We start from the raw sequence: 26,132 nt of genomic DNA, 5'->3' as shown, positions 1-26,132 counted from the left end.
GTGCGAAAATATTTAGATTTAACAGGACTTCATTATCTGGTCAATACAACAGTCAATCTATATAATCAACGGTGCGGACTACGGGTAGAAGGTGTTGAAGGTGCTGAAATTTTCAACAGCTACGTAGGTAATAACAAATGTGTTGCATCTGGTACATACTCTCATGCAGAAGGTTATGGAACTCGTGCGATTGGATATCACGCTCATTCCGAAAATAACGGAACTCTTGCTGCTGGTGTAGGATCACATGCAGAAGGTGTAGGATCACAGTCGCTTGATGTCGGATCACACGCTGAGGGATTAAATTCTCGTGCTATAAAGCGTGCATCACATGCAGAGGGTTTTGCAACAGAAACAAATGGGGAATGTTCACATTCAGAAGGTCAAAGTACACGGGCTAATGGTGAAAATTCTCATGCTGAGGGTCTATTAACTGTATCGAATGGTGGAAATTCTCATGCTGAGGGATATGGGTCTAAATCCAGTGGAGCGGCAGCTCATGCAGAAGGTTGGGAGTCAGTATCTAGCGGTGCACAATCTCATGCAGAAGGTGCAGGTTCTAAGTCAATTGGTGCAAGCTCTCACGCAGAGGGATCCAGCAGTATTGCATATGGGTTATGTGATCATGCCGAGGGAAATGCTTGTATTGCCGGAGTTTCACCATCGACATCATTAGGCGAAGTTCCGATCCAAACAAATTATAATCACGCTGAGGGGTTTACAACACAAGCGTCTGGTGGAAACGGTGCACACTCAGAAGGTCTCACTACTGGTGCAACGGGTTCCGCTGCTCATGCTGAGGGAAAAACAACTCATGCTGAGGGTGCGAATTCACATGCCGAGGGTAATGAAACATATGCAATTGGTGAATCTTCTCATTCAGAGGGACGTGGTTCGAGATCCAAAGGTGATTACACACACTCTGAGGGATATGGTTCTACTTCAACTGGAAATTTTTCGCATTCTGAAGGTCAAAGTTCAAAAGCTATCGGAATTGGATGTCATGTTGAAGGTTATAACTGTATATGCTATGTTTCTAACTCACATGTTGAAGGTATGTCATGCGTTGCTGGTATTTCTCCAACTGATGAAAATCCTAAGCCAGAAAATAATTTTACAGCATGTCATGTTGAGGGAGCGTCATGCAGAGCAGAAGCAGGATTTACACATGTTGAAGGGTATGGTTGTATTGCTACATCAGAATATCAGCATGTACAAGGTATTCATAACAAACTATCTACACATATATTTGTAATTGGTAATGGTACAGATGGTAATAGATCAAATGCGTTTTCTGTAGACAACTATGGAAAAATCTACGTCAACAATTCAGAAACCGGAGTAGATGTCTTAGATTTACTAAACAGGATTACAGCACTAGAAGAAAAAGTAGCTGCATTAACATCTTAAATCGAGGTGATACACATTGTTATTAGCAAGTAAGGATATGGGCGTAAGACATAATGTATCATTTCGAGTAATTGATCTAGCAACAAACAAAGTAGTGTCTACTCATACAGGGCACAATCAAGCAACCAACACACTTCTGACTGGAATTGCAAGCTTTCTGAAAGGCGATGGAGTCTTAAATCAAGGAACTCATATGCTGAATAAGTATGTTCCAAGATATATTTCCCTGGGAACAATGGGGCTTATCAATCAAGAAGAGGATGCAGATGGATTGCCTGCTGGAATCGGAGAGATTGACGGAGAAGAACCGCAGCGATTTGATGACTATATGAATCAGGTTCCGGGATTCGGGGCAGATGGCTATGATGCAAATCAGAATAACAATCGAACTTATCTAGGAATAGGACCAGCATTTGCAGACAGAGATACCGCACAAGATGAATCACCGAAAACTATCCGATGCGAACTTGTATCTCCAACATTTCCTAGGGCTGAAATATCATATCGAACGGTTATTCCTGAAATAAAAGCAGAGCTGCCAGAAACAGTGGATGTCATTTTCAGTGCAATGATCTCTACAGGAGCACTTGCACAGTTCAGAGAACCCGGAAAAGACTATGTGTTTATTACGGAAGCCGGATTATGGTCAAAACGAGATTTGCTGAGTATGAATCCAGAAAGTCCGTCAGGATATAGCAAAAACAATGGATTGCTTGCAGGATACCGTATTGCACCGCCAGATGAAATAAACTGGGATATGGTTGCAAACAACACAGTAACAGAAGAGCAAGCTCAGAAGAATCGAAATATTTTGAAACATGAAATTCTGAAAGTCGGAATCAATCAAGTTGTACAAGTTGTGTGGAAAATTCAAATCGGAGCAATCAAACAATTGACTGCGAGTTCTGACCAGATAACTAGTATTACAAATCAAGAAATTGATGACTGTTTCGATGAGTATCTAAACGGAACACCATGCAAGCATCAATTCTAATACAGAAATGGTAGGTGAGATTCAGATTGGACATAACACAAATCTTAAAAGACACCGGAGTTAAGAACAATGTCACAATTCGAGTTTTAGAAGCTGGATCTCATAAAGTTGTATCTGAACATGTTGGACATAATCAAGCAACAAATACAATGCTGACAGGTTTAGCTCATTATCTGATTGGTGATGGTATTTTAAATCAGGGAGCATATATGCTGAACCATTTCATCCCAAGATACATATCTTTGGGAACTATGGGATTGATAAACCAAGAGGAAGACGCTGACGGATTACCTGCCGGAATTGGTGTAACTGGTGGAACAGAAGAAAAACGATTTACAGAGTACATGGAACAAGTCCCTGGATATGGCGCAGACGGGTATGATCCAAATCAAAATAATCACCGTGCATATCTGGGATTAGGTCCAGTGTTTTCAGATCGTGATACATTAGATGATGAAACACCAAAAACAGTTCGATGCGAATTGATTTCCAATACATTTCCAAGAGCTGAAATATCATACCGTCAAGTTGTTCCAGAAGTAACAGCAGAGTTGGCAGAAACACTCGATGTAGTTTTTAGCGCAATGATTTCAACAGGAGCATTAGAGCAGTTTCGAGAACCAGGAAAAGACTATGTGTTCATCACAGAATGCGGTTTGTGGACATGTCCTGATTGGAATGACAGTGAAAGTAATGGACTTCTGGCAGGGTATCGAATTGTACCACCAAATGAAGAAAACTGGATTATGAAATCCAATTCTGATGTAACACCTGCACAAGCTGCATACAATCGTGAACTTCTGAAACATCAAATCTTGAAAGTCAAGAAAAATCAAGTTGTCCAGGTTATCTGGAAAATACAACTTGGTGCAATCAAACAACTTACTGGATATAATCCATCCGGCAAGCTGGATTTGAATTTGACAAATATCAAAACGAAAGATATTCGATATTATTCTCAGTCGAATGCAATTCCATTGGATATACAATCTGAAACAACCATATGTGATATTGATTTCACGTTGCCAGAATCAGATAATGCAATCTATGTACAAACTGCATTTCAGGCAATCATACTTGCAGATATACTGGTTACTGGCTCAAATCCAAAAATAAAAGTAAAGTACGTTCTGAATGATTCTTATTTAACCACATGGGAAGCGGAACAAACTCTAACAAACGGTTCTCAGATATTAAATCTAGCACAGCCCTTATATAAGTATGACATCATAAAGAACAATTTGAAAGTGATACTCACACCTGTAAATTGTACATTGTCTGTTCCAGTACGAAAACTGTCTGCCCAGATCAATGCAATCACGGACTGGTCTGGTGAAATCAGAGTTACGGAATCCGGGATGAAACCGATTACATTTGATGGAAACAGAAAAATGAACATAAATCCATGTATCGACGAGATTATATTTGCAGGATTCGATAGTCCGACATTATCTGGAATAGGAGACACTGTATCAATTATCAATATTCCGTCCAGATCGATGACAGTAAACGGCATATCTGGTTCTGTAGATTTTGAACTAAAAGACGAATAGTAGGTGATGTAAATTATGGCATTAAAAGGCTATACAAAAATAGAATTGACTGATGTAGAAACAAACAATACAGAAGTCTATGAGAAACACAACATTGTCACAAATGCACTGTCTGAGATATTCAGACCGATCGGGTATTGGACTTCTTCTGACATATTTTTGAGTGGTAGTGATCCATTAGTTAAAAAATACTGTGGTGGCTTATTGTGCTTTGACAAAACAATACCAGAAGATAAAAACACACTATTTGCACCTGCTGGAACAACCTTAACCGCATGCGGTGTATATAACACTTTGAATTCAGGGACTAATAAAGTCAGAGGTGACTGTAACCTTTTAGAAACTAGTATTTCTAGTACAACTAAGACAGCAAAATTTGTATATGATTTTAAGACATCTCAAGGAAATGGTACGATTTCTAGTGTGTGTTTAACATCACAAAACGGTGGATATGGATTTTTCAATAATTCAGATACGTCTGGAACAAATACATCGTATGGTTCGCTGTTCTATAACATTGGTACAGTTTTTCCCAGATTTGATAAAGATAGTGCGTATGTTGGATCTAGCGAATGTACATTTTATGCGGACCTAACGTCTGATGTTTCATATTCTATAAAAGCTACTAGTCCATCTAGCATACAGATAATAGTGCGAAAACTATATGCTTCAAGTATAAGCATATTTGATTCTAACTTAAATAATTCTTATAGTTCTTCTCCTACGGCTATGAAAACTTTAAACATATCATTTCCAAATAGTTATATATATAAGTGGTTTGATCCGGAGTCTGAAACCTTGTGGCTATATTGTAATAAATCCCGTGATAGTTCAACGTTACGTTCTGGGGATACACTTCAAATTTACAATGTAGATATACATACATGTGAAATCATAAAATCCTATGAAGTTAAAAATCCGTTTAATTCAAATATTAGTTTGGTTACTGGATGTATCTATTTGGGGCGTTTCTATGCATTTGACCTTGTAGCCAAAACCTATTATGCTAGACGAGTTTGCTGGTTTAAGTTAGATGACAATGCAATAAACGGAGAAGCCTATGATACAATCGAGCAAATTAACACTTATATTTTGTATCCACGCATAATTAAATCCGGTAAAATATACTATGTCCTAGAGTCTTCTGTATCTGACTATCATAATGCGGTATTTGATACAGAGCTAAATAAATTATGTGCTGTAGAAACGTATAGCACAATGAGTAGTAAACCAATACCAATATCTAAATGTAAGCTCGGATACTTAGCCGGGGATCCCAATATAAACGGTAAATCATATTATAACATTTTATCAAACTACCTAGCAACAATAAACAACCTAGAAACACCAATCACCAAAACATCCGATAAGACTATGAAAATCACATATACTCTGAAAGAGGTGGATTCATAAATGGATGAAATTGTATTCACTACACCTGCACTGTTAGATTTTCTTTCTCAGATAGATGAATTAGGACCTTATCCATTGGAACTACATGAGGACGATAACAATATACAAATTGTAATCGGAGATTCCGTCTATAACATCAATTCAAACCATGCAGATCAGATTCAAGTAAAAACTGACGTTGTACAAGAAGTATCTGACATTGCAGATTCCACTTGTGAAACCTTATCTAATTCTGACGACAGCCTAGAACCAATCGAATCCGGAATAATAAAGGAATTTGCAAAGACACTACTTGTCGGCGGATTAGTTCGACTAACAAACAAAGTTCTAAAGAAATGAGGGATTTCAGCGTGAACGTACAAATAAAAAATAAATCTGTAAATGCAGATACAGGCATCCCTACTACGATAATCGGAACATATTCTGGAGAAGTATTAGATGCAAGAATTACAAATAACAACGGCTTAGATATTACTGATGAAGTAATCCATACTGTCTTAGAGTCTGATGATTATAAACAGGGTATTGAAAATGGATGGTTCATTGGATTTCTAGGACACCCAGAAGATCCAAACTGCATGGATTTCAAAAACGGATGTATCGTCATGACCGATATGTCCATTGATGATAACGGAAAAGTCTATGGTGAATTTAACCTGGTAGGTACACCTGTAGGACAAATTGTAAAGACGTTTATTGACGCTGGAGTAAAGTTTGGCATTTCCATTCGTGGAGCAGGGGATATTGTCGATAACTCTGTAGATCCTGAAACATTTGTATTCCGTGGATATGACTTAGTATCTTTCCCAGCATATCCGGAATCAATCCCAAAGTTTACAGCAATTGCAGCATCTACAAATACAGATGACCGAAAGAAGTATCAATCTGTCTGCAAGGTGGTTCGGGATAACATTTCTGCAATCACATCCAGTACTGCAATTGACGTAATTCAATCTCAATTTGCAAAACAATCTGATACATATAAAATGCTTCAAACACAAAAGGATAAGCTTACTGCATCTACAGAAACCACATCAGATATAGATCCTGAATTTGCAAAAGAAAAGATTCAAGCAATGACAGATTTATGCATTCGCCTTATGGAGTCTACAAAGACACTGTCTCAGGAAAAAGATAAGATGATGCACAATCATGCAAAAGAGACAATCTCTGCAAGCAGAAAGATCAGAACATTAAAACGAATTACAAGCAGTCAGATGTGCGATATTATGGGACAGCTCAAATCTGAGCAGTCAGACTATACAGCACTGCAAAAAGAAAATAAACGAATTAAGACACAGTTATCTGACGTGAAAAAGAAAAACCTTATATATAAACAGAGGGTTGAAGCGAGTGCAGACGAACTTCAAGAAAAGCAAAAGATCATTGCAAGTCTAAAGTCACAAATGCGTGAAACCGTCACAGCTAGTACAGACTTAGAGACACGCACATCAAACCTTGATGAAACAAATCGAAAGCTACGTTCTGAACTTCGTACTTGTAAGCAAACTTTGCAGTCATTCCAAGCAGCATATGCAGATATATATGCTTCTGCATTAGGTGTAAATCCAGGTAGTCTTAGTATCACAGCAAGCACAACTGTAGACGATTTACAGAAAATGGTAAATAGTGCTACAAGCACATCAAACATGGCAACCGCAGATATGGTAGAGCCATTGTATATCATTGATGAATGTGATGATACAGACGACTACGAAACAAATGATCTTGTAACAATGTAATTCCAATATTCCAATTATAGGAGTGAGATAATACATGACTATTAAGGCAACACATAAGACACCAGCACAGCGTAAGATCACCGCTGGTACAAGCATTACTGCAAATGCACGCACAAAACAAGGTGCAACTCGAAATGCAACAATGGCAAAGCTAGATCCACAGCGTAGAGCATTCGCACAGCAGATCATGGCAAACTACAATCGTATGGGTAAGCGTACATCCATTATGGGTGCAACAAACACCTCTAACATTGCAGCTCGTCCAGATTTCATGGAGCTCCTGCCGATGTTCGTACAGCAGTTGCTTGTACTGGATGTATTCGGTTCTGTAGCAATGAAATCTCGTCAGCAGCTGATCCCGTATTTCAAGTTTGTAGCAGAGAACACCAAGGGTGAAACTCAGAGAGGTTCTATTCTGTCTACTCCGTTTGTAAACAAACAGGGATTTGATCCGAACTTCACTGGTCGAGTAGTAAAGAACGAAATTGTAGAGTCTGCAACTGGTTCTTTCACAACTGGTACTCTGGCATATCTTCCGGTACTTCCGAACTCTGTAACAATTTCTACCAATCTAGTAGGCGTAACCACTGAGTATACCGATGACGGAGCAGGTTCTATCCTAGACAGCGAGGGTGCATCTAAGGGTTCTATCGACTACAGCACTGGTGCAATTAAGTTCACAACTCCGATTACTATCGCTGCTGGTGACACCGTAAAGGCAACTTACCAGTATGATAATGAAACTGTAGGTCCGAACGCACAGGATGAATATGGTGCACAGATGGCTAAGGGTTATCTGGATCTGGATGAAATCAACCTGGTAGCAGACGCACACGAGCTGGCTTGCTACTGGTCAATCTACAGTGCATTCGCAGCACAGCAGGAATATGGTGCTAATATTGGCGATATGTCCAAGGACGCAGCATTCTCTGAGCTAACTGCTGAAATCAACACTGCTGGTTTCAAGAAGCTGAAGAATGCGGCTGCATACAATCCTGCATATAATTGGGATGCTTCTCCGGTCATGTCTGGTTCTGTTGTACCGTCTGACTACATCAATCAGTTTAAGCTGAAGCTGAATCAAGCATCCAACAGCATCTACCAGAGAACCAACCTGACTAGACCAAACCGTCTGATTGTAGGTACTAACGTAGAATCTTACCTGCGGATGGTAAACGGATTCTCTTCTGCATCTATTGATGACACTGTAGGTCCGTACAAGTCTGGTAAGCTGGATCAGTTTGAAATCTATGTAGATCCGACATATGATCCGAATGAATGGGTAATGTGCTGCAAGTCTAACGACATCCGCAGAAACTCTGCTCTGTTTGGTGAGTACATGCCGTTTACAAACACTGACGCTATTGGTCTGGCAAACGCATCTGTACAGCAAGGTTACGCTACAATGTACGCTATGGAAATCGTAAATCCGGCTACTATTGCTAGTGGTAGAATTGTTGGTACTTATTAATCAGACCAATACAGAAAACAGAAAATAACACATGAGGTGATATAGAAATGGCATATACAGTCAAGATCACATACACTGGTCCGGCAAATCCGGAAGCAATTAAGTTTGCATCTCCGATCTGTCCGACATTTGCACCAACAAACGCTTACATAGATACTCCGGCATATAAGGGTACCGTATATGATACGCATGTAACTGGATTTGGTTTCATTGATCTGATGGAACCATATGCAACTACTGGATTCCCGTACCCAGTACCGCTTGCACAGTTCAAGCTGGCTGTTGTTGGTAAGGATAACGCTAAGGGTGCTAAGGAAGTAGAGTTCACTGTAGAAAGCTACATGGAAGCATTCTGGTACATGGAAGCTGGTGCGGCTCTGAAGAATCAGGGCTTTACCGTAGAAGTGAAAGAAAAAGAAGCGGCAACCAGTAAGGAATAATAATCTCATATAAAATGATCAAGTTTTATTAGTGAAGGGAGTCCTACAACATGACAATGCAAGAGGTTGTATCTCAGGTGTCATTTATGCTGGGATTCCCAGCTAATAAAAATGTAGAGGGACTTCAAGTAGAGGAAGCAGTAAACATTGCATTCCGAGAATTGCAACGGTATATGAAAACTCCGGTTGAGAAAACAGTCCCATATTCTCCAAGAATAGACCTGCTCAAAGTAGGAATAGAAACGGTAAGGGTGCAGTATGTACAAGCTGCATATCCAAGACTAGGCTTAAATCTGACATCCATTGAAAGTGGTAATGTATTTCAAGTTGGTGCGGCAGTCAATGTTTATAATCCGGTCGGACAAGGCAACATTGTAAATATTGATCCCATCATGAGAGAGATGGCATTAGCTCAAGTACGAAATTGCCTGGCAACAGATTTTCAGTGGCATTATGATAATCAGAATCAGGTTGTGTATTGTGCTCATAAAGATCCAGTACCACCTGCGGTAACAATCCGATACATTCCAGTATTACATGATGTATCAGAGATAAAAAGCCAAACATGGATCGATTACCTGCTCCGGTTAAGTGAAGCAAACATGAAAAAAGCATTAGGTCGGACAAGATCAAAATACCGAGTAGAGGGTTCAAACGTAACTCTTGATGGTGAAACGCTTTTAGATGAGGCAAACACTGAACTAGAAACAATCCGAAATGAACTGAGTCAAATTAGCAGCAATCTAGTTGTTTTAAACTAAAATATACAGGAGGCACAATTCCTATGAAGATCAAGATGAATCGTAAGGTAGCGGCAAAGTCCGCTGTTAAAGGTCGCAGAGTAATGGCTGATACTGACGTAGCACCGGAGGCATCTGAACTGCTGTTTGAGGCAGAAGATGTCGCAGATCTGGTGTCAGAAGTTACTGGCGAAGATGTAGATGTAACCGCAGATGATACATCTGTAACATTCGATATTGGTGAGGATTCTTACGTTGTCGAGGCAGAGGGTACTGAAGATGCTGTAGAGTCTTGCACCACCATTACCAGTAAGAAGAAAGCCGTATCTGCATCTACTAATCGCAGAGCAGGTCGGCAGATTAAGCGTGTAGCACGTCGTAAGTAATCTTACAGTTGCACCTTATATATGAATGAATAGGCACCTGAGCAGGATATGCACACCTGTTCAGGTGCTTTTTTTGTTTATATGGAGGAATCAATTATGAGTGAATCAATTAACTGTAGTATTTTATCTGATGCTGCTAAGTTTCTAAAACAGTTATCAGAAACATTTTTCAAGCTGATCGATAAGATCTGTGATTCTGGTTTGATGTCAGATGTCAAGCAGGGTAAAGATGGTGAAGTTACCAGTAAACTGCATATTGGTGGAGATGTAGCAGAGTGTACAATGAAACCAAATGAAAAGCATAAGGGTGCATGGGATGTGGAAATCATTCCAAAGGGTAAGAAGAAAATCACACTGACAAATATCCCAGAAAAGAATTTTCAGGATGAATTATTAAAGACGCTTCGTGAAGTTTACCCTGATGCAGAGTTTCAAGAGGTAAAATCAGCACATTCTATGAAGGTAAAACTACAAAAGATCGTGTCTGCGAAAGAAATTTCAGTTCGGTGTGTTGGTATAAATGCCAATTACACCCCTGCCCAGACACTAGATGATTTGTGCAATGTGCTGAATGATGATGCTTTTCTTGACATGATACCCGAAGATCTTGCAATGTTTGAGATTACAGATCTTGGAGATGATTACGTCATCGATGTAACAGATGATTTTGAGTGTGATATTGATCTAAGTGTGGTAACTAGCTGTGCACTAACTGCTCTGATTGCCGTAATGAATGAAATCTGGTCTGGTGGATCAGATAATGCAACTTTGACCACTTACAGAGATATGCTGATAGCTGATCTAGATGATCTTAGTAAGTATACAGATACTGCAATCTCATATAATTCAGCAGACCTTTCGTGCACACAAGCATATCCAGCAATTCAGGATTACATTTCAGCACTGCAATACTATAGTTGTAACGTATCATCTGAGTGTGCAGATCCAGTAGAGTCTATATTAGATAATCTTGCAGAAAAGTGGGAATCCATTACACTAGATGATTGTGGTGATGATAATGTCGTTTGGGAATGATGTAGAGTTTCGGAGATATTTGGAATCATCTGAAAACGTGTACGCAGATGTTTCCAGAATTGCGAGGGAAGCAAGATCTCTTGCAAACGATATGAATAACAAATTGCTACATTCTGACGCAATTACATGTGCTGTGCATGGTACAAGCCCTGAGTGTGAGATGTGGCGAGATGCTGAAGATGAATATGAAGCTACTGTCATTCGAGATATGTTTTGTTCTATTGAGGATAAGGCAGTTTGTGACGCTGTATATGATTCCTACTATGACAGCAAAGATGCACGTCACCTTATATATGTATACAATGAGATAAAGGATAAACCACGTCAAGCAAGAGTACGCATCTTAACAAGGATGCTATGGTACAAATTGCAAGCATAGGAAAGGTGGTCATTTCATATGACTGAAAATAAAATCACAGAGACATTGGAAGTTTCTAATATGACAGAGCAGGTTACTGATACAACAATCACAGAGCCTGCTCCAAAGCAAAAGCCAAAGCGCGGACGTAAGAAAGCAGATGCTGAACATGTTGTTTCAGAAAATGCAACAACCACTACTACAGAAATTGCTGTGGAAACAGAACCTGAAAAGCCAGTTCCGGTAGCACCTGCAACTGGATCTGACTTAAAAGCAGGAAAGACTTACACAAATGAAAATGGCATCCGGCTGTATGCATCATGTGTAGCAACAAATCCAGCATATCGCTATATGGGCTCAGTTGCTATCTGGTCTGATGATACAATCAACAATCGAGTACGAATTACAGATGCTTGTATCCATGCTGGTATTCACAGCAAGCTTATTGGCTGGGTAAACATCGATGAATTAGGGGATGAGATCAATGTCTGATGAAAAGGATTTGGAAACACTGACATCGGAAACTAGTCTGTCGGAGCAGGTTGACACCGTATCTGACGAAATGGAAGTTGAACTAAACAACGGAAAAGGTGATGATGAGTAATGGCATTTACAAATAGTCCATTAGTATCCAAAGTACATCTGTCTACAAAGTATAATGTCCGAACTGAAAAGATCTCTAAGATCACAATCCACCATGCTGCTGGAGTCATCTCATTTGAAAACCTGCTCAACTATGTAGCTACAGTAGGTCGTGATATGTCTGCAAACTATGTTCTGAGCGGCGGTAAGCTTGGATTGGTAGTCGAAGAGAAAAATCGTGCGTGGACATCTTCCAGTGCTTGGAATGACCAGAGAGCAGTTACAATCGAAGTTGCAAACTCATCTAAGGGCGGCAACTGGCCCATCTCTGACGCAGATCTGAATATGCTCATTAAATGGTGTGCAGACGTATGCAAGCGAAATGGCATTTCAAAATTGTACTACGATGGTACAAAGAATGGCACATTGACATTTCACGAGATGTTTGCAAATACAAATTGCCCAGGACCATACATCAAGTCCAAGGCAAACTACATTTGTCATGAGGTTAATAAACTGATTGGTGCAAAGAGTACAACTACAGCGTCCACAAAGCCCTCAGCGTCATCTACAGCAAGTACCAGTACAGGTAAGCAATATCATGTTGTAACTAGCGTATACGGCTATATAAGTGCTTCTGATGCGGTTTCTGATAAGAACAGAAGGGTAACTGTAAAACCTGGTACCTACTATATCTATAATGAAACATCTACGGCAGTAAATGTTACAAAGACAAAGAGTTCTCCAGGTGCATGGATTGCTAAGTCTAAAAATGTAACAGCATCTACTAGTTCGAAACCTCAGACTTCAATCCGATATGATTGGAAAAAGGGGCAGGCAGTAAAATTGACAAAGCAGAAAACACAGCTATTTGCAAATGATTCTACTGCTACTCCGGCAGCTATGTTATCCCCTGGTACGTATTATATCTATGATGGTATCAAGTGTGGTCTTGGTAGATTTCGTATTACCACAAAAGCTGAAAACTGTGGAAAGACACCAGTTGGGAAATACGTAACTGGATTTGTATCCGCAGACAATTTTAGTTGACATCTTCTAGGCAAAATTTTCCTTCCTTATACAAAATCACTGTGTAAGTCATTCACTGACCTGCATGGTGATTTTTTTTTGTTTTTCACTCGTTATACATTATGTGTGGAGCAGGAGGTTGTTTTTATGATTAAAATAGTACAAAATGGAAATGTGTATGAACTAGACTTTCGATATGATCCAAAATTGATAGAACTTGTGAAAAACGTACCAGGCAGACGCTATATCCCACAAACAAAACGATGGGAGATTCCAGTAGACAACTTAGGAAGATTCCTCAATGAAATTAAGGGAACTGCATATGAATCTCAGGTTCAAACATACTCTGGAGAACACATAAATGAAAACGCACATGTTGAGGTAACAGATAAGATTCCAGATGAAGATATTTCTGATATTACACATTATGTCAGAGCAGGCGGTCATTTGTATCCACACCAAATTGACTTTCTGAAATATATGAAGCATCGTCAACGGAATGGATTTATACTTGCTGATGAAATGGGATTAGGTAAAACGCTTGAAATTATAAATATGGCATTATACCACAGAGATGCATATCATTATCAGCATTGCTTAATTATATGCTGTGTGAATACTGCGAAGTTTTCCTGGAAAGAAGATATTGAAACACACACAAACGGCTGTGAGACAGCATATATCCTCGGTACACGAAAGAAACGCAATGGTGGGTACTCTTATGGTGGTGGTGCAGAAAAGCTCTCAGATCTAACTACAGGGTGTATGTACGGCGATGCATCCTGCTCCAAGCTGCCATATTTCTTAATCATGAATATAGAAGCACTCAGAACACGAGAAGGTCGTGTGTACACAATTGAACAGCAACTGATTGAAATGATTCAGCAAGGTCAAATCGGAATGATTGCAATTGACGAAATTCACAAAAATGCATCCCCAAAATCAATTCAGGGCAAACGCCTGCTCAATATGAAAAAGAAAACCGGAATTGCAGCTGAATGGGTTCCTATGACCGGTACACCAATTGTAAATAAACCAACAGATGTATATCTTCCATTAAAACTGATTGATGGTCATACCTATAAAGACTACTGGAGTTGGTGTCAACATTTCTGTCTGTACGGTGGTTATGGAGATCATGATATTATAGGATACCGGAATATACCGCAAATGAAGCTCATGCTGAAGCGTAATATGCTTCGGAGATTAAAAAACGACGTTTTGGAACTTCCAGAAAAGACATATTATACAGAATACGTTGAAAATACACCTGCTCAATGCAAACTCTATACAAAAGTGACAAATGAGCTTGTGTCTGACAGGGATGAGATTGTGCATTCTGTAAATCCATTGGTACGTATGTTAAAGCTTCGACAAGTAAATGGGAGTCCAGAACTTATTGATGATACCATATCAATTGATAAATCTTATCTATCAAAGAATGCAAAGCTTGTAAGAGTCATGGAACTGATTGATGATATCATAGATCGTGGAGAAAAAGTTGTCGTATTTTCCAACTGGACTGCACCATTAAAAACCTTATATAGATTCATAGCTACAAAATATAAAGTGTGCTGCTTTACTGGTACGATGCCTGAAGAATCCAGGCAGAAGCATAAAACTGTATTTTTGAACAATCCAGAGTACAAGGTGATGCTTGGTACAATTGGTGCATTAGGGGTAAACCACACACTGACATCTGCAAACAATGTTATCTTTTATGATGATCCATGGAATCCTGCAACAAAGCATCAAGCAGAGGATAGAGTGTATCGTATTGGTACTACAAAATCCGTAAATATCTACACGGTTATTGTAAAAGATACCATCGACGAAGTTGTCAACAATATTTTGAAGAACAAGCAAGATATGTCCAGTTATATTGTAGACAATGGATTGGATATCCGAAACAATCCGGAATTGTTTGATATGCTGGTTGGTCATGGTAGGTGATTTATAGTGTACCGATATATTAAAGCCGCTGAAGAACCATCTGCACTGGAAGAAAGCTTAGATGGTCTAAAAGACGATTTTAATTACATCATGGATGGCTTAGACAAGCTAAGCCGGACTGGTGGTGATTCTTCTAAGGCTGCATTGTCTATTGCTTTAAGTCTTAGTGATGCAATTGAAAATCATATAGAGCAGGTATCCAGTCAAATTTTGAAGTAATAGAATAGGAGATATTATTATGAAGATTTACAGACATAAAAGAGTGTTCGCATCTAATTCTAATAGTTATAATATTAACGAAGTAGTAAAACGAAAGAATTTTGCTGACAAACTCATCGAAGATCTGGAGAATGACTATAATGTCAGCATTTCTAATGAAGCATATGGTGACATTATGGATCTTGCAGATGATCTGAATTACGGAAAGGACGCAAGTAAATACGGTTCTACACCCTATCTTGTATTAGAAGATGCTATTTACGAAATTTTTGAAGAAGATACCGGAATTCAGCTTTGAGGCGTTATCATGGATATATATACCGTCATAAACAATGTGTAATTGCATCTAGTAGATCTACATGGAAAGTAAAACAACTAATGGTAGCTGGGGAATCATCTGAATGGGATGATGGTAATACACATTCTTATCCTCTCGGAAAATAAGAATTGGTAACAATTAAAGAATCTGATTATATTCGAAAAATCATCTATACTATGGTGATTTCAAAATAACTCGCTGAATATTTACAAAGGAGATACTACTATGAAGATTTATAGGAAAAGCAAAACAGTTTCTGCATCATATGACATTTATGCAGATTCCACTACAGAACATGATTACTTAGAAGAATTAAAGGATGCGTGTGGCAAAATTTCAAACCACATTGTCAATGTTGATTATTTTGATGACGATCTCAATTCATATGTTGTGATTTATGACAAACCAGCACGAAGCGACTACGCATGGAAACGAAAGAAGACACTTATTTCTGGATTAGAGAGATACGGCATATCTGCTAAATACATCAGCAGCATGGAAAATCTTAAAATGGTTGAGATTGCTATTGCAGATGCGGATACAGTAGAATCATCTAGTAATATCAGTGCGTCATCTAAGTCAGATAACTTTGTTTTCTACTATAACAGAAAGCGTATGTATTCTGGAGATGGTACAGGATTTGCACGAGTAATCGAAAAGCTATGTAAGAATGAAAAGGTGAATGCTGCACTGCAAGACTGGTGCAATCAGTTTGGTGATCCATTTGATTTTGATGGTACACCAATAGACACTGCAAGTGTATTTGCACAGCTTATCGAGCAGGACTTTCATGAACAGCAGGATGACTTCTACGTAGATGGATCTGGTACTGGTATTAATTTTGAGTGCTTCCCAGAATCTCAGGAATCTGTAAATTCCGCATCTACATCTGCAAAGAAATCAGTTACCGCATCTACCAGTGCAGATGATATCTACACAGATGACATTGAATCTATTCTGAATGATGCTGGATTCTTCCCAGTGTATGTAGAAAAGACAAGAACTCACCTTGGAACAGAGTTTATTGTAAATTATGACACCGATGAGCATGAACTAAATGATCTGCTGTTTACATTGGAAAACAACGGATACACTGCAACAGTAGATGAAACTACTCCAGATGGCGTTCTTTTGTTCCTGGAGCAGGTGGATTCCACACCGAAATATCTGTATCAAGTATCTTTTGGTAGTTGGGTTGAAACCGTAGAAATGGATGATGAAACATCTGACTATCAAGAAATTGTAGATACTCTAATCGATCAGCTTGAATCAGAAGGCTCTGAGGGATGCTTTGTTCCTGATAATGAAATTGATACATATCCAGAAGATGAGTATGTTGTTGGCGGAAACCATGGTCGTGCACTAATTACAAACGGTATCCTTGATATTCAGCCTATTGGATGGAGCAATGACGTACAAGCTTCTACTGATATTGTAACTATGTAATATCCTTCAACAGAATTGCGGTGGATGTCCTCGGACTACACCTAAAGAAGTCAGATGCGTCTGGCTTCTTTTTGTCAAATGGAAGTGATTGTTATGGATGATTCTCTTCTTGGAAAGAAGGCAGAAGCCAAAATCAAAGAATGGTTGGATAGACCACAAGACGGATACTGTTTTGACCGTATACCAGATCAGATGACAGGATTCTATGGCTCTAAGAATATCTGTGATTTCACACTATACATATATCCAAATAAGTATTATATTGAATCCAAAGCTACATGGCAAGATCGATTTGACTTTTCCATGCTTACAGAAAAACAGCATACTGGTCTTACAGAAAAGTCTAAGATCTATGGCGTATACGGGGTAGTCATTGTATTGTTTGCAACCTACAAGAGAGCAATCGTTATAGATATTAGGGAGATCAATCGACTGATACAGTCTGGCAGAAAGTCTATCAATATCAAAACTATGGATAAGATAGGCTTACAGTATCATGAGATCGAAACAATCCCTAGCAGAAAGGAATTGCTTGATTACACAGGAGGGTTTCAACTATGATTGCAAATCATGAAAACAATGTTTATTCCGCAGGTATTACGGACACTATCTATGGTGGAGCATTTGCTGATATTGCTTCGAAGCTTAATGATCACCACTACAGTATCACTGTCTGCAAGGGTGCACACAGTAAGCCGATTGTGTCTGTTACAAATTCTTCGACTCCGGAAATTATGCCAATCATTCATGTAAACACACGAATTATGAAAGACAACAATGGTCTGTGGTGGGTACTGGATTTAAAGTTTAGCTTTCCGGATTTATGGCAAGTACATGGATCTGATCCGGCGGCTGTAAGCTACATGCTGCGTGTATGGGAGGCTATTACTCACATTGCAACAGGTTTGAATAAGATTAAGATACCTTACACCGATTAAGATACTACAAATTCAATGCAAAGAAATAGCCTGCTTTGAGATTGACAACTCGGAGCAGGCTATTTTTTTTGTTATTTAGAATCCAGCAAATCACACATTGCTTTCAGCTTATCCAACTTTTCAGGTTCCGGAATGCTAGATAAGCCAGAAAGTAATTTCTCATATAGCATTTTTATTGTATTCGCAGTGTCATCATGGGTTTTGCATTCAGATAGACCAAGCAAATAGTCTAGTGACACATGAAATTCATTTGCCATTTTTATAATGACACCTAGTGATGGCATAACACTGTTATTTTCTCTTTCATATTTCTGGTATGCACTCCATGATACTCCAAACAGTTCTGCAGCTTGCTGTTGCGTAATTCCTCTTGCTTTTCTGAGATCTCGAATCTTACTTGTGAACGACATATGTATGTCACTTCCTAACCAATCGTTATAGTATTATGTACTCACATTATTGTTGCTTGTCAATGCTATGTACGGCATCTGTGATTAGTTCTAATACAGCATCTCTATGATCTTCAGATAATTGCACATACTTCTTCAGCAGGACCTGCTCCAGAGGATTTAAATCATAGTCAGTAGATTTAGCAGATTCTCTAGATGTATTAGTTCTACCAAGTATATCATCTGTAGTCATACCATAAAAGTCTGCTAGCTTTTGAAGTGCATTTAGACCTAACTCACGCTCTCCATATTCATACTTGATGTACGTAGTATACGGGATACCTGCTCCGATGGAAACATCCTTTTTGCTCATATTATTCGACAGTCGTATTTTGATTAGTTGATCTTTTAGTTCCATGAAAATCACCATCCTACTATGTATTATACCACGATTGGGTTAATGTGTCAATGCAATTCTTTATTTCATACCCATTTGTACAATTTATACAAATATGCAGTTGTACATTTGGGTGATTTTTCTATCAAAATCGCTTGACAATTTACACATACGGGTGTATAATGAATATGGAAAGAAACACAAATGGGTAAACATTAAAACGTAGCAATGAATCAGTACCGAGAACATATGTAGCAGGGAATGATAGTGAGAACGTAGCTTGATGTTTACGAATACTATTTTGGAGGAATGACTTATGAATATGACTACAATTCGTGTATCACTCAAAATGTTCGATATGAACACCATGGAAATCGTAGATAAGCAGGTAGATCTGCCTGTTAATACGCATGTGGTTGATGTGCTTATGGGAAGATCACATCTGGGAGAGCGAGAGGTTCTTCATATGTTTGAGAACCTGCTCCGGTCTATGTCAAACCTTTGTGGTTACACCTATGAAGGATACTACGGAATCGAGGAGAACTTCTGATCATTACGCAGATAGGATGTATAAATATGAACTTGATTAAATTTAATGTAGGTAGCTTCTATGAAGCAGTATGGTATGATAGATACTACCATACATACAAAAGAATGTACGAAGCGATTTCTAAGAGCACATGCACTATTACATTTAAGGATGTAGAATCTCAGGATATTATCACATACAAGCTTCGTAAGGATTATGATTCATTTAGAAATGCAGAAATTGCGTATCCTTATGGTGCGGATTCCGATTCTCCGATAATTTACGCAACGCATAAGATTTCACTTACGTTTTTTATGGACAACAAGGTCGCTTTAAAGACTTATAAAGCTTATGATCTTAACGGAGAAAACAGTTGTTTTGTTCATACAGGTTCTAATAGTTTTGTATTCCATTGCTCAGATTGTCTGAACCAGCTAAATGATCAGTATATACTGATCACAAACGTTGAAAGTTATTTGGATGCCAGCACCTTTTTAATGTTTATGGAAAATGGATATATCGATATTTGGTATGGTTATAGTCTAGAGGCATTTATTTGGATTAAACAAAATGGCTTGCCAGTTTCCATCAAAAGCGAAATCGAGTACTTGGAATCAAATCATTTACGTTCAAAATAAGCATCATATTGTGTTTCTGAACCGCTTCACAGAACAAAAAGCGGTATCCTACACAAGTATAAATCTAGAATATCTATGGAGGTATACTACTATGCTGAATGCTAATAGTAGAAAAGTTAAAGATCACATCCGTCTGTGGATTCTGGAGCACTATACTCCAGATGGGTACACAGGCGTGTTCATGAAAGCCAATAAGAACTATACTTTGGAAGATTTTCCGGCAGTTGCATCATCAATTACACAAGTGTTCTATTCAGAGAAGGGTTTTGAGGAAATTCGTCGTAGCGGTATAGAACCTGCATTTGTTGATTGGATGGAGGGATTTCCAAGCATTCTTTCAGATATACTGTCACTTTGTTGTGATTACTCAGCGGCAGATGAACTGGCAAGCTGGTTTGAGATGTCGGATGAAGAAAGGTCAGCATATGACGATGAATCAGAACTTAGTGCAATTGAGATTGCTCTGAAATTTGTGTATCGAGAATTAAGCGTGTTTGATACACATTGGAGGTATGACATATGAAACAATTTGAAGTTGGCAAAACCTATCAGATGTCGAGCATCTGCAACGCAGATTGCATCTGGGAGTATGTTGTGGCAGATAGAACTGCAAAGACTATCACAATTCAGAGTACACACAATAGTACCATCAAAAAGTGCAGAGTGCATACATCGGAATCTAATGCATGTGATGCAGAAACTATATTCCCACTTGGGAATTATGCCATGTGCCCTAAACTGAGAGCAGATTCTCAAAAGATAGTGCCAGAAGATCTAGAACAGCATCAGCTCAATGTAGAATATACAAATCTTCAGAAAGCAATTCTGCTATTAGCAAAATCAATGTGCATCATGCCGATTGGTAGTTCTCGTAGACTGAGAGCACAAGCGACATTGGATGACTTCAAGAAAAGATGTGAGGATCTAAAGTCTAAAGGTGCAAACTTGATTCTAAATGTGTAAAACCGGATGTGATTCCATGAGATGATTTGAAACAACATTCCTATCATCATTCGAACTTGGTAAGCATTATGCTCAGTACACTTGATGCCCCATTCACTCGGAGGGAGTGGATTGAAATATTATAATGCAGAAACAATTTACCAATTGCATACTTGTAGTGGAGATTGGTTAGAACCGATATTTATGGCAAAGTAGATAGGAGGTAGCTTATGTGGATTGCACTTATAAATCCAAAGAACCAAATTATAAATTCTGATATGCTGACAGATATTCGTATTGATTCAACAGGACGCTTTCCGTTCGTACAGTACTATTCGGGTGAGCACATGATTGGCAGAGAATGCTTTACTCATTATGAAGATGCAGAAAACAGAGTTGATGCTTTGAGAACTGCTATGAATGCTAGCAATCAATACCGTACATGGTATGGTCCTACAGTATAACATTGGAGGTGAAATCTAGCTATGTCGCACAGAATATTTACGCTTACTGACACAGCAAAGGATAAGCATATGACGTTGGATGATGCTGTCAATAGTGGCGAAATCAAAACCGTAGAAACGTTTGAAACCTATGATGACACACTTGACGCATTTTTCACAAGATACTGTGATTTTGATGTATATGGCATTGAATAACCAGATTGATAATACAAACTTGCTTTATACTTAGAGCAGGTTAGCAATTTAAGTATGTCAAGACTTTTATATTTGGAGGTATACAACACAATGGAAAAAACTGAAATTCGCACAGACACTCTACTGCAAAGTACATATGCAACCCGGTATGGTGAATTATTCTTATATCGAAAAAACACGTTGCCATTCTTTCGTTCAGCTGTTGATACTGTAGCTGACAGCTTGTTGGAGATCGATGATGCTGTAGCGTACATGCTGTACGCAAATGGAGTTTGTTCCGCAGATCTAGGTCTTTTTATCCGAAATGGATACACAGATCTGTATGATGGTATGGTTAACATCACATCTAGTACCAATACGCTAACTAAAGATTTAAAAACATTAGGTGCTGGAAATAAACTTCAATTTGATATCAATGATTATCGGCATATTAAGTGCTGTCTTAAAGTTCTTGAAGATGGTAAGTTTCTTTTAGATCCAGTCCGTGAATACTGCCGTGCGGATTGTGCTGTTATTGAGAGTGTGGAGGATGCGGCTGATAGCTGCAAAGACTAAAGTCCTAACTAAAAAATTATATGTTCTACAATAGCTATGAGTGCTTTATAGTACATTTTCTTTGGAGGTATAGTATGCTTGAAGATTTCTCTTACAATAACACCCTGTTGGCAATATTTAATTCCATTTATCCAGCTGGATCAAAGTATGCGCTTGAAGATTTCTTCTGGTTTTCTATCGAGGCAAGTGATGGTAGACGTGTACATACAAGAGCTATAAAAGTAAAATCGCCATTCTATCCGAACCGTTATTTTCTTTCAGGTGGTAATGTACACATCAGAGAGATTACAGAATTAGAATTTAAAGCACTAAAATTTGTTGATAAAATTGGACGTGTAAGTAATATTGAATATGATTCGGCTAATCACATTGTAAGAGGGACTAGGCTGAATTACGAAGTATTTGAAAATATTGAAAATCTAACAGAATACGTAAGATTCATCACGGTTCTTGACAGTATATACTATGGATATATGGCTGAGCGTTTGTTAAGTGACGAATAAGAGATATATTAAAACGTATGGTGATGAACGGATAATATTGATGGCTATTTGACAAGTATTCTAAGTAAATTAACAGTGGAGGGTAAACTATTATGGACAGAAAATACTTTACAATCAATGAGGACGGAGCTAGGGTAGCCCATGAACTCATGTCTTTCAGTGAGTACAAATCTGGAAGTGTTACTGCCGCATATCATGCTGCTGTAGATGCAGCATATGACATTGCAGATAATGTGGTTGATAAGCGTCCAGATGACGCTGAAAGAGCTTATATCATAGCAGAACGCTATTCTAAGAAAATGGCTGACTATTATAATCGAGATATCAGTATTGGGAAAATGTGTCCATCTGTTATGATTTCTGGAGGAAGCAATTTTCCTGTAAAGAAGAAAGAACGACAAATTGCCGCATGGGATCGAAATCAAGAATTTTATACTGCCACTCAGAAATTGATCGATAAGCTGAATCACATGCTAAATGGTTCTGAGGTAATCCGATCTAATGACGAAAAGGCAATTGAGAAGTTAGAGTACAAAATTGCTGATTTGAAAGAACTGCAAGAGCGAATGAAATCGGCAAACAAGGCAATTCGATTGAAAGATACAGAGCATGGCGATGACCTGCTCAGAGAAATGGGATTCAGTGAAGATGCAATCCGTCAACTGAGAGAGCCAGATTTCTGTGGTAGAGTAGGATACCCTAGTTTCTTACTCACGAACAACAATGCAAACATTCATAGATTGGAAGAACGTTTGGAATCCCTAAAATCTGTGAAAGAGCAGGGAACTGCTGAAACTGAGTATAATGGATTTCGTGTTGTGGAGAATACGGAGGCCATGCGGTACCAGATTTTATTTGATGAGAAGCCGGATGCTGATGTAAGATCTGTTCTGAAAAGCAATGGATTCAAGTGGGCACCTTCTCAGAGTGCATGGCAGCGACAAATCACAACAGCCGGTAAGTACGCTCTGGACAAGGTTGTAAGTATTCTTAAAGATTTAGAGGAGTGATAGATTTATGTCACGTGGCGATATGCTGAAGAAGCCATGCACAGATCATCTTGGTAATTCATATGATTCTATAACTTCTATGTGTGAAGCATATGGGATTAACCCTGTTACGTTTTCAAAGCGTATTCAAAGAGGTAAAACACTAGAGCAGGCTCTTACAGAACCTGTCAGATCAAGAGTAGTCTTGTGTCAAAATGTGAATCGAGTTACTGACGCAGATGATAATGGCTTTTCTTCCGTAAGTGCAATGTGTAAACATTACGACATGGATTACACTACATATGTAAAAAGAAGAGAATCTGGTATGTCTAAAAAGGAGGCACTTGCAGTTCCGAAACAAACCCATAGACCATGCGAGGATCATCTAGGAAATCAATTTAAATCAACCGCTGACATGTGCAGATATTATGGAATGGATTACTCTGTATATCAAAATCGGATTAGGATTGGATGGTCCGTCAAAGACGCATTAACAACAAAATTGCGTAACAGACAGTCAAATAAGGTCTGCCACACTGTATATCATTCATACAAACTAATCTATTTAGGCAACTCTTATATCGTATATGCGACATCTCCGCATGAAGCGATACAAAGATGGGAATTGTTTAAAGGCTATCTAAATCCTCAACCTTGTGTAGATATCCTGGAGCTAAAGCCTGGGACTGAAATTCACGATTATTGTACAATTATTTAGCTTATGCAAATATCGCACAATCGTTATACATTGTGTAGGGAAGTGCTACACAATAACTTGATGAGGTGATATGTATGTTTAACAAGGATAATCTCTGGACTATGGATCAGATTGGATTTGTGTTTCTACCAGATAGCAAGCCGGATACATGGAGAATCATTGATCCTACTACTGATACAGAAGTAGGTGAGTACTATGAACCGGATGCTACTGTATATACCTATGCTGATTCTACACCAGATGATAAGAATGAAATCATTGGTGCATTTCAGATGTTTCAGGATAGACCAGAGTACAGTGTTTACAGAGCACATAAGCTGATTCATGGTCTTAACACTGATAGCTTTAGCACATTAGATGATGCATCAGATTTGTATGACACATTGATTGCTGGATGTGCAATTATGCTGTATGGTGAAGAGTATGGATTAAAGCGTGCAGATAGTTTCCTAAGATGGATTCGGAATACCGATTTTTATCAAGCACCTGCATCTGCAAAGTATCATGACGCATTCGAAGGTGGTCTTTTGAAACACTCTCTGGATGTAGCCTATCATATCACTGACCTGCTCCAGTTAGAATCATTTTCAACTGTGAATATTGCATCTTGTATATTAGTAGCATTGACACATGATCTTTGCAAGATTGGATTGTACAAGCCTTATCTGAAGAATGTCAAGAGTGAAGAAACAGGACAGTGGGAAAAAGAACGTGCATATACATACAATGACGCAAATATTCCTCTTGGGCATGGTGCAGCATCCTTGTATATTACTCAGAAGTTTTTCCATCTGAGTTTAGAAGAAGCCCTTGCAATTCGGTGGCATATGGGCAGATGGAACATGTGTGATGGTGAAGTTGGGGAATATCATGTAGCAGTAAAGAAATATCCGCTTGTATATATGCTCCAGTTTGCTGATCAACTGTCTATTAAAGAGTACTAATTGGTAAACCTTATATACCTGTGACTAATACACACAAGCACTGTGTGTACAACAGGAAAGGTGATATTAATTATGCTGAGATATGTAAAACACAGTCCTATTACTGCATCTGTGTCTGGTCCAGTTGAACCCGACACTGTATACGAGCTTGCACTGTATATCGAAAACGACGGAAATCTTTACCGTCAAATGATTGTACCTACAATCAAGAACATGCAGCGTAAGATTAAGTCAGGTAAATATGATGACTCTCAGGCAGTCAAGGCTTGGCAGTATGTTGCTGACGAAGGTGTTCGTCGATATGGTAAGGAATTCGGCAATGGCGGCAACAGTGTTGCTTGGGTAAACAAGAATACTCGAATCGCCATTGCAGAAGAACTGAAGGATTACTATGATGGTCTGGTACAAGATCCAGACAGTATTTCATCTGCTACTAAGATTGAAAAGAAAACTGTATCTGCATCTACAAAGAAGTATCGTGCAAAGGGAAAGAAGTCCGTTGAAGCTGCTAGTGTGATCCAGAATGGTCTGAGTGAATATAAGCCGTGGTCTGGTGCAAAAGACACATGGGAAATCCTGGAGAAGTTTGGAAAGCTGGACGAACTGGAAAATTACATTGATGAAATGTTCTATGATGAATCCCGTGGTGAAGGTGTCATTGGTGAAACTGAACTGAATGACCTGCTCCGGTTTGAACCAGAACATATCTATGAATATGTAGGTCTATACTACAATCCGGATACTGATGAAGTATCAGATGAACCATTTGACGAAGATGAAGATGAATACGATGATGAGGACTATGAGTAATGGTACATTTAATCATGACATGCGAGGATGA

At 38.7% G+C, this 26,132-nt stretch carries 33 protein-coding genes; 31 read left to right on the top strand and 2 right to left on the bottom strand.

All coding sequences use genetic code 11. The features are described from left to right. From RUMCAL_RS15460 to RUMCAL_RS06795, 19 genes are all read left to right on the top strand, one after another. The gene (locus RUMCAL_RS15460) at positions 1-1,410 is read left to right on the top strand and encodes a serine-rich family protein (protein WP_021681944.1); all 1,410 of its coding nucleotides are present in this window, start codon (positions 1-3) and stop codon (positions 1,408-1,410) included. 16 nt (positions 1,411-1,426) lie between these two features. Then, positions 1,427-2,404, top strand: coding sequence for a Rossmann-fold NAD(P)-binding domain-containing protein (locus RUMCAL_RS06885; protein ID WP_156902461.1), 978 nt, complete (start codon positions 1,427-1,429; stop codon positions 2,402-2,404). A 26-nt stretch (positions 2,405-2,430) separates the two neighbouring features. Then, positions 2,431-3,957 (top strand): hypothetical protein, encoded by a 1,527-nt coding sequence (locus RUMCAL_RS06880; RefSeq protein WP_040647355.1) that lies wholly within the window; start codon positions 2,431-2,433, stop codon positions 3,955-3,957. 15 nt (positions 3,958-3,972) lie between these two features. Further along, the gene (locus tag RUMCAL_RS15455; protein ID WP_156902459.1) at positions 3,973-5,370 is read left to right on the top strand and encodes a hypothetical protein; all 1,398 of its coding nucleotides are present in this window, start codon (positions 3,973-3,975) and stop codon (positions 5,368-5,370) included. Then, positions 5,371-5,709, top strand: a complete 339-nt coding sequence (locus tag RUMCAL_RS06870; protein WP_021681940.1) for a hypothetical protein — start codon at positions 5,371-5,373, stop codon at positions 5,707-5,709. Positions 5,710-5,720: 11 nt separating this feature from the next. Then, positions 5,721-7,112, top strand: a complete 1,392-nt coding sequence (locus RUMCAL_RS06865) for a hypothetical protein (RefSeq protein ID WP_169725995.1) — start codon at positions 5,721-5,723, stop codon at positions 7,110-7,112. Positions 7,113-7,146: 34 nt separating this feature from the next. Then, a complete protein-coding gene (locus tag RUMCAL_RS06860; RefSeq protein WP_021681938.1) occupies positions 7,147-8,583 on the top strand; it encodes a hypothetical protein in 1,437 nt (478 codons plus the stop codon). A gap of 47 nt (positions 8,584-8,630) precedes the next feature. Continuing rightward, a complete protein-coding gene (locus tag RUMCAL_RS06855; protein WP_021681937.1) occupies positions 8,631-9,023 on the top strand; it encodes a hypothetical protein in 393 nt (130 codons plus the stop codon). A 50-nt stretch (positions 9,024-9,073) separates the two neighbouring features. Next, positions 9,074-9,784: a hypothetical protein gene (locus tag RUMCAL_RS06850; protein ID WP_021681936.1), complete on the top strand. Its 711-nt coding sequence runs from the start codon at positions 9,074-9,076 to the stop codon at positions 9,782-9,784. Positions 9,785-9,807: 23 nt separating this feature from the next. Next, positions 9,808-10,149, top strand: coding sequence for a hypothetical protein (locus RUMCAL_RS06845; protein ID WP_021681935.1), 342 nt, complete (start codon positions 9,808-9,810; stop codon positions 10,147-10,149). A gap of 96 nt (positions 10,150-10,245) precedes the next feature. After that, positions 10,246-11,184: a hypothetical protein gene (locus RUMCAL_RS06840; RefSeq protein WP_040647351.1), complete on the top strand. Its 939-nt coding sequence runs from the start codon at positions 10,246-10,248 to the stop codon at positions 11,182-11,184. 397 nt (positions 11,185-11,581) lie between these two features. Beyond that, positions 11,582-12,034, top strand: a complete 453-nt coding sequence (locus RUMCAL_RS06830) for a hypothetical protein (protein ID WP_021681932.1) — start codon at positions 11,582-11,584, stop codon at positions 12,032-12,034. Between the two features lie 111 nt (positions 12,035-12,145). Next, positions 12,146-13,174, top strand: a complete 1,029-nt coding sequence (locus RUMCAL_RS14570; RefSeq protein WP_021681930.1) for a peptidoglycan recognition protein family protein — start codon at positions 12,146-12,148, stop codon at positions 13,172-13,174. Between the two features lie 126 nt (positions 13,175-13,300). After that, positions 13,301-15,106 (top strand): DEAD/DEAH box helicase, encoded by a 1,806-nt coding sequence (locus RUMCAL_RS06820; protein WP_040647349.1) that lies wholly within the window; start codon positions 13,301-13,303, stop codon positions 15,104-15,106. A 6-nt stretch (positions 15,107-15,112) separates the two neighbouring features. Then, on the top strand, positions 15,113-15,325 hold the full coding sequence (locus tag RUMCAL_RS06815) for a hypothetical protein (protein ID WP_021681928.1): 213 nt from the start codon (positions 15,113-15,115) through the stop codon (positions 15,323-15,325). A 19-nt stretch (positions 15,326-15,344) separates the two neighbouring features. Further along, positions 15,345-15,623, top strand: coding sequence for a hypothetical protein (locus RUMCAL_RS06810; protein WP_021681927.1), 279 nt, complete (start codon positions 15,345-15,347; stop codon positions 15,621-15,623). 246 nt (positions 15,624-15,869) lie between these two features. Continuing rightward, positions 15,870-17,090: a hypothetical protein gene (locus RUMCAL_RS06805; RefSeq protein ID WP_021681926.1), complete on the top strand. Its 1,221-nt coding sequence runs from the start codon at positions 15,870-15,872 to the stop codon at positions 17,088-17,090. A gap of 93 nt (positions 17,091-17,183) precedes the next feature. Next, positions 17,184-17,651: a Holliday junction resolvase RecU gene (locus RUMCAL_RS06800; protein WP_040647347.1), complete on the top strand. Its 468-nt coding sequence runs from the start codon at positions 17,184-17,186 to the stop codon at positions 17,649-17,651. Further along, positions 17,648-18,028 (top strand): hypothetical protein, encoded by a 381-nt coding sequence (locus RUMCAL_RS06795; RefSeq protein WP_021681924.1) that lies wholly within the window; start codon positions 17,648-17,650, stop codon positions 18,026-18,028. The genes RUMCAL_RS06800 and RUMCAL_RS06795 overlap by 4 nt, the downstream gene beginning before the upstream one ends. Before the next feature lie 71 nt (positions 18,029-18,099). Here the strand turns inward: RUMCAL_RS06795 and RUMCAL_RS14565 are convergent, their stop codons facing one another. Then, the gene (locus tag RUMCAL_RS14565) at positions 18,100-18,438 is read right to left on the bottom strand and encodes a helix-turn-helix domain-containing protein (protein ID WP_021681923.1); all 339 of its coding nucleotides are present in this window, start codon (positions 18,436-18,438) and stop codon (positions 18,100-18,102) included. 46 nt (positions 18,439-18,484) lie between these two features. After that, entirely contained in the window at positions 18,485-18,835 is a 351-nt protein-coding gene (locus tag RUMCAL_RS14560) for a helix-turn-helix domain-containing protein (protein ID WP_051343711.1), read from the bottom strand. Between the two features lie 295 nt (positions 18,836-19,130). On the opposite strand from RUMCAL_RS14560, the gene RUMCAL_RS06780 reads away from it, so the two are divergent. The 12 genes from RUMCAL_RS06780 to RUMCAL_RS06730 all read left to right on the top strand — a co-directional run bounded on the left by RUMCAL_RS06780 (position 19,131) and on the right by RUMCAL_RS06730 (position 26,101). Next, positions 19,131-19,364, top strand: a complete 234-nt coding sequence (locus RUMCAL_RS06780; protein ID WP_021681921.1) for a hypothetical protein — start codon at positions 19,131-19,133, stop codon at positions 19,362-19,364. 26 nt (positions 19,365-19,390) lie between these two features. Then, entirely contained in the window at positions 19,391-19,981 is a 591-nt protein-coding gene (locus RUMCAL_RS06775) for a hypothetical protein (RefSeq protein WP_021681920.1), read from the top strand. Positions 19,982-20,072: 91 nt separating this feature from the next. Further along, complete coding sequence (locus tag RUMCAL_RS06770; protein ID WP_021681919.1) at positions 20,073-20,504, top strand: hypothetical protein; 432 nt, start codon at positions 20,073-20,075, stop codon at positions 20,502-20,504. Next, complete coding sequence (locus tag RUMCAL_RS06765) at positions 20,501-20,944, top strand: hypothetical protein (RefSeq protein WP_021681918.1); 444 nt, start codon at positions 20,501-20,503, stop codon at positions 20,942-20,944. The genes RUMCAL_RS06770 and RUMCAL_RS06765 overlap by 4 nt, the downstream gene beginning before the upstream one ends. A gap of 209 nt (positions 20,945-21,153) precedes the next feature. Continuing rightward, positions 21,154-21,387 carry a hypothetical protein gene (locus RUMCAL_RS06760; RefSeq protein ID WP_040647345.1) on the top strand — a complete coding sequence of 78 codons (234 nt, stop codon included), beginning with the start codon at positions 21,154-21,156 and terminating at the stop codon, positions 21,385-21,387. Between the two features lie 69 nt (positions 21,388-21,456). Further along, positions 21,457-21,582: a hypothetical protein gene (locus RUMCAL_RS16690; protein WP_278245036.1), complete on the top strand. Its 126-nt coding sequence runs from the start codon at positions 21,457-21,459 to the stop codon at positions 21,580-21,582. 90 nt (positions 21,583-21,672) lie between these two features. After that, a complete protein-coding gene (locus RUMCAL_RS06755) occupies positions 21,673-22,137 on the top strand; it encodes a hypothetical protein (RefSeq protein ID WP_021681916.1) in 465 nt (154 codons plus the stop codon). A gap of 74 nt (positions 22,138-22,211) precedes the next feature. Beyond that, the gene (locus RUMCAL_RS06750; RefSeq protein ID WP_040647344.1) at positions 22,212-22,640 is read left to right on the top strand and encodes a hypothetical protein; all 429 of its coding nucleotides are present in this window, start codon (positions 22,212-22,214) and stop codon (positions 22,638-22,640) included. A 92-nt stretch (positions 22,641-22,732) separates the two neighbouring features. Beyond that, positions 22,733-23,650, top strand: coding sequence for a hypothetical protein (locus tag RUMCAL_RS06745; protein ID WP_021681914.1), 918 nt, complete (start codon positions 22,733-22,735; stop codon positions 23,648-23,650). 7 nt (positions 23,651-23,657) lie between these two features. Beyond that, entirely contained in the window at positions 23,658-24,347 is a 690-nt protein-coding gene (locus RUMCAL_RS06740; protein ID WP_021681913.1) for a hypothetical protein, read from the top strand. A gap of 74 nt (positions 24,348-24,421) precedes the next feature. Next, positions 24,422-25,291: a hypothetical protein gene (locus RUMCAL_RS16500; RefSeq protein WP_021681912.1), complete on the top strand. Its 870-nt coding sequence runs from the start codon at positions 24,422-24,424 to the stop codon at positions 25,289-25,291. A gap of 189 nt (positions 25,292-25,480) precedes the next feature. Then, positions 25,481-26,101, top strand: a complete 621-nt coding sequence (locus tag RUMCAL_RS06730) for a hypothetical protein (protein WP_156902457.1) — start codon at positions 25,481-25,483, stop codon at positions 26,099-26,101. The last annotated feature ends 31 nt before the right edge of the window (positions 26,102-26,132 follow it).

Origin of the sequence: Ruminococcus callidus ATCC 27760, assembly GCF_000468015.1 — a bacterium.
Classification (GTDB): domain Bacteria; phylum Bacillota; class Clostridia; order Oscillospirales; family Ruminococcaceae; genus Ruminococcus_C; species Ruminococcus_C callidus.
This window is presented reverse-complemented; position numbering and strand designations above follow the sequence as displayed.

Excerpts from the sequence above, each read along its gene's own strand:
- RUMCAL_RS15455 (WP_156902459.1), top strand. The coding sequence starts at position 3,973 with ATGGCATTAAAAGGCTATACAAAAATAGAATTGACTGATGTAGAAACA.
- RUMCAL_RS06870 (WP_021681940.1), top strand. The coding sequence starts at position 5,371 with ATGGATGAAATTGTATTCACTACACCTGCACTGTTAGATTTTCTTTCT.
- RUMCAL_RS06860 (WP_021681938.1), top strand. The coding sequence starts at position 7,147 with ATGACTATTAAGGCAACACATAAGACACCAGCACAGCGTAAGATCACC.
- RUMCAL_RS06855 (WP_021681937.1), top strand. The coding sequence starts at position 8,631 with ATGGCATATACAGTCAAGATCACATACACTGGTCCGGCAAATCCGGAA.
- RUMCAL_RS06850 (WP_021681936.1), top strand. The coding sequence starts at position 9,074 with ATGACAATGCAAGAGGTTGTATCTCAGGTGTCATTTATGCTGGGATTC.
- RUMCAL_RS06845 (WP_021681935.1), top strand. The coding sequence starts at position 9,808 with ATGAAGATCAAGATGAATCGTAAGGTAGCGGCAAAGTCCGCTGTTAAA.
- RUMCAL_RS06840 (WP_040647351.1), top strand. The coding sequence starts at position 10,246 with ATGAGTGAATCAATTAACTGTAGTATTTTATCTGATGCTGCTAAGTTT.
- RUMCAL_RS06830 (WP_021681932.1), top strand. The coding sequence starts at position 11,582 with ATGACTGAAAATAAAATCACAGAGACATTGGAAGTTTCTAATATGACA.
- RUMCAL_RS14570 (WP_021681930.1), top strand. The coding sequence starts at position 12,146 with ATGGCATTTACAAATAGTCCATTAGTATCCAAAGTACATCTGTCTACA.
- RUMCAL_RS06820 (WP_040647349.1), top strand. The coding sequence starts at position 13,301 with ATGATTAAAATAGTACAAAATGGAAATGTGTATGAACTAGACTTTCGA.
- RUMCAL_RS06810 (WP_021681927.1), top strand. The coding sequence starts at position 15,345 with ATGAAGATTTACAGACATAAAAGAGTGTTCGCATCTAATTCTAATAGT.
- RUMCAL_RS06805 (WP_021681926.1), top strand. The coding sequence starts at position 15,870 with ATGAAGATTTATAGGAAAAGCAAAACAGTTTCTGCATCATATGACATT.
- RUMCAL_RS06800 (WP_040647347.1), top strand. The coding sequence starts at position 17,184 with ATGGATGATTCTCTTCTTGGAAAGAAGGCAGAAGCCAAAATCAAAGAA.
- RUMCAL_RS06795 (WP_021681924.1), top strand. The coding sequence starts at position 17,648 with ATGATTGCAAATCATGAAAACAATGTTTATTCCGCAGGTATTACGGAC.
- RUMCAL_RS14565 (WP_021681923.1), bottom strand. The coding sequence starts at position 18,438 with ATGTCGTTCACAAGTAAGATTCGAGATCTCAGAAAAGCAAGAGGAATT.
- RUMCAL_RS14560 (WP_051343711.1), bottom strand. The coding sequence starts at position 18,835 with ATGGAACTAAAAGATCAACTAATCAAAATACGACTGTCGAATAATATG.
- RUMCAL_RS06780 (WP_021681921.1), top strand. The coding sequence starts at position 19,131 with ATGAATATGACTACAATTCGTGTATCACTCAAAATGTTCGATATGAAC.
- RUMCAL_RS06775 (WP_021681920.1), top strand. The coding sequence starts at position 19,391 with ATGAACTTGATTAAATTTAATGTAGGTAGCTTCTATGAAGCAGTATGG.
- RUMCAL_RS06770 (WP_021681919.1), top strand. The coding sequence starts at position 20,073 with ATGCTGAATGCTAATAGTAGAAAAGTTAAAGATCACATCCGTCTGTGG.
- RUMCAL_RS06765 (WP_021681918.1), top strand. The coding sequence starts at position 20,501 with ATGAAACAATTTGAAGTTGGCAAAACCTATCAGATGTCGAGCATCTGC.
- RUMCAL_RS06760 (WP_040647345.1), top strand. The coding sequence starts at position 21,154 with ATGTGGATTGCACTTATAAATCCAAAGAACCAAATTATAAATTCTGAT.
- RUMCAL_RS16690 (WP_278245036.1), top strand. The coding sequence starts at position 21,457 with ATGACGTTGGATGATGCTGTCAATAGTGGCGAAATCAAAACCGTAGAA.
- RUMCAL_RS06755 (WP_021681916.1), top strand. The coding sequence starts at position 21,673 with ATGGAAAAAACTGAAATTCGCACAGACACTCTACTGCAAAGTACATAT.
- RUMCAL_RS06750 (WP_040647344.1), top strand. The coding sequence starts at position 22,212 with ATGCTTGAAGATTTCTCTTACAATAACACCCTGTTGGCAATATTTAAT.
- RUMCAL_RS06745 (WP_021681914.1), top strand. The coding sequence starts at position 22,733 with ATGGACAGAAAATACTTTACAATCAATGAGGACGGAGCTAGGGTAGCC.
- RUMCAL_RS06740 (WP_021681913.1), top strand. The coding sequence starts at position 23,658 with ATGTCACGTGGCGATATGCTGAAGAAGCCATGCACAGATCATCTTGGT.
- RUMCAL_RS16500 (WP_021681912.1), top strand. The coding sequence starts at position 24,422 with ATGTTTAACAAGGATAATCTCTGGACTATGGATCAGATTGGATTTGTG.
- RUMCAL_RS06730 (WP_156902457.1), top strand. The coding sequence starts at position 25,481 with ATGATTGTACCTACAATCAAGAACATGCAGCGTAAGATTAAGTCAGGT.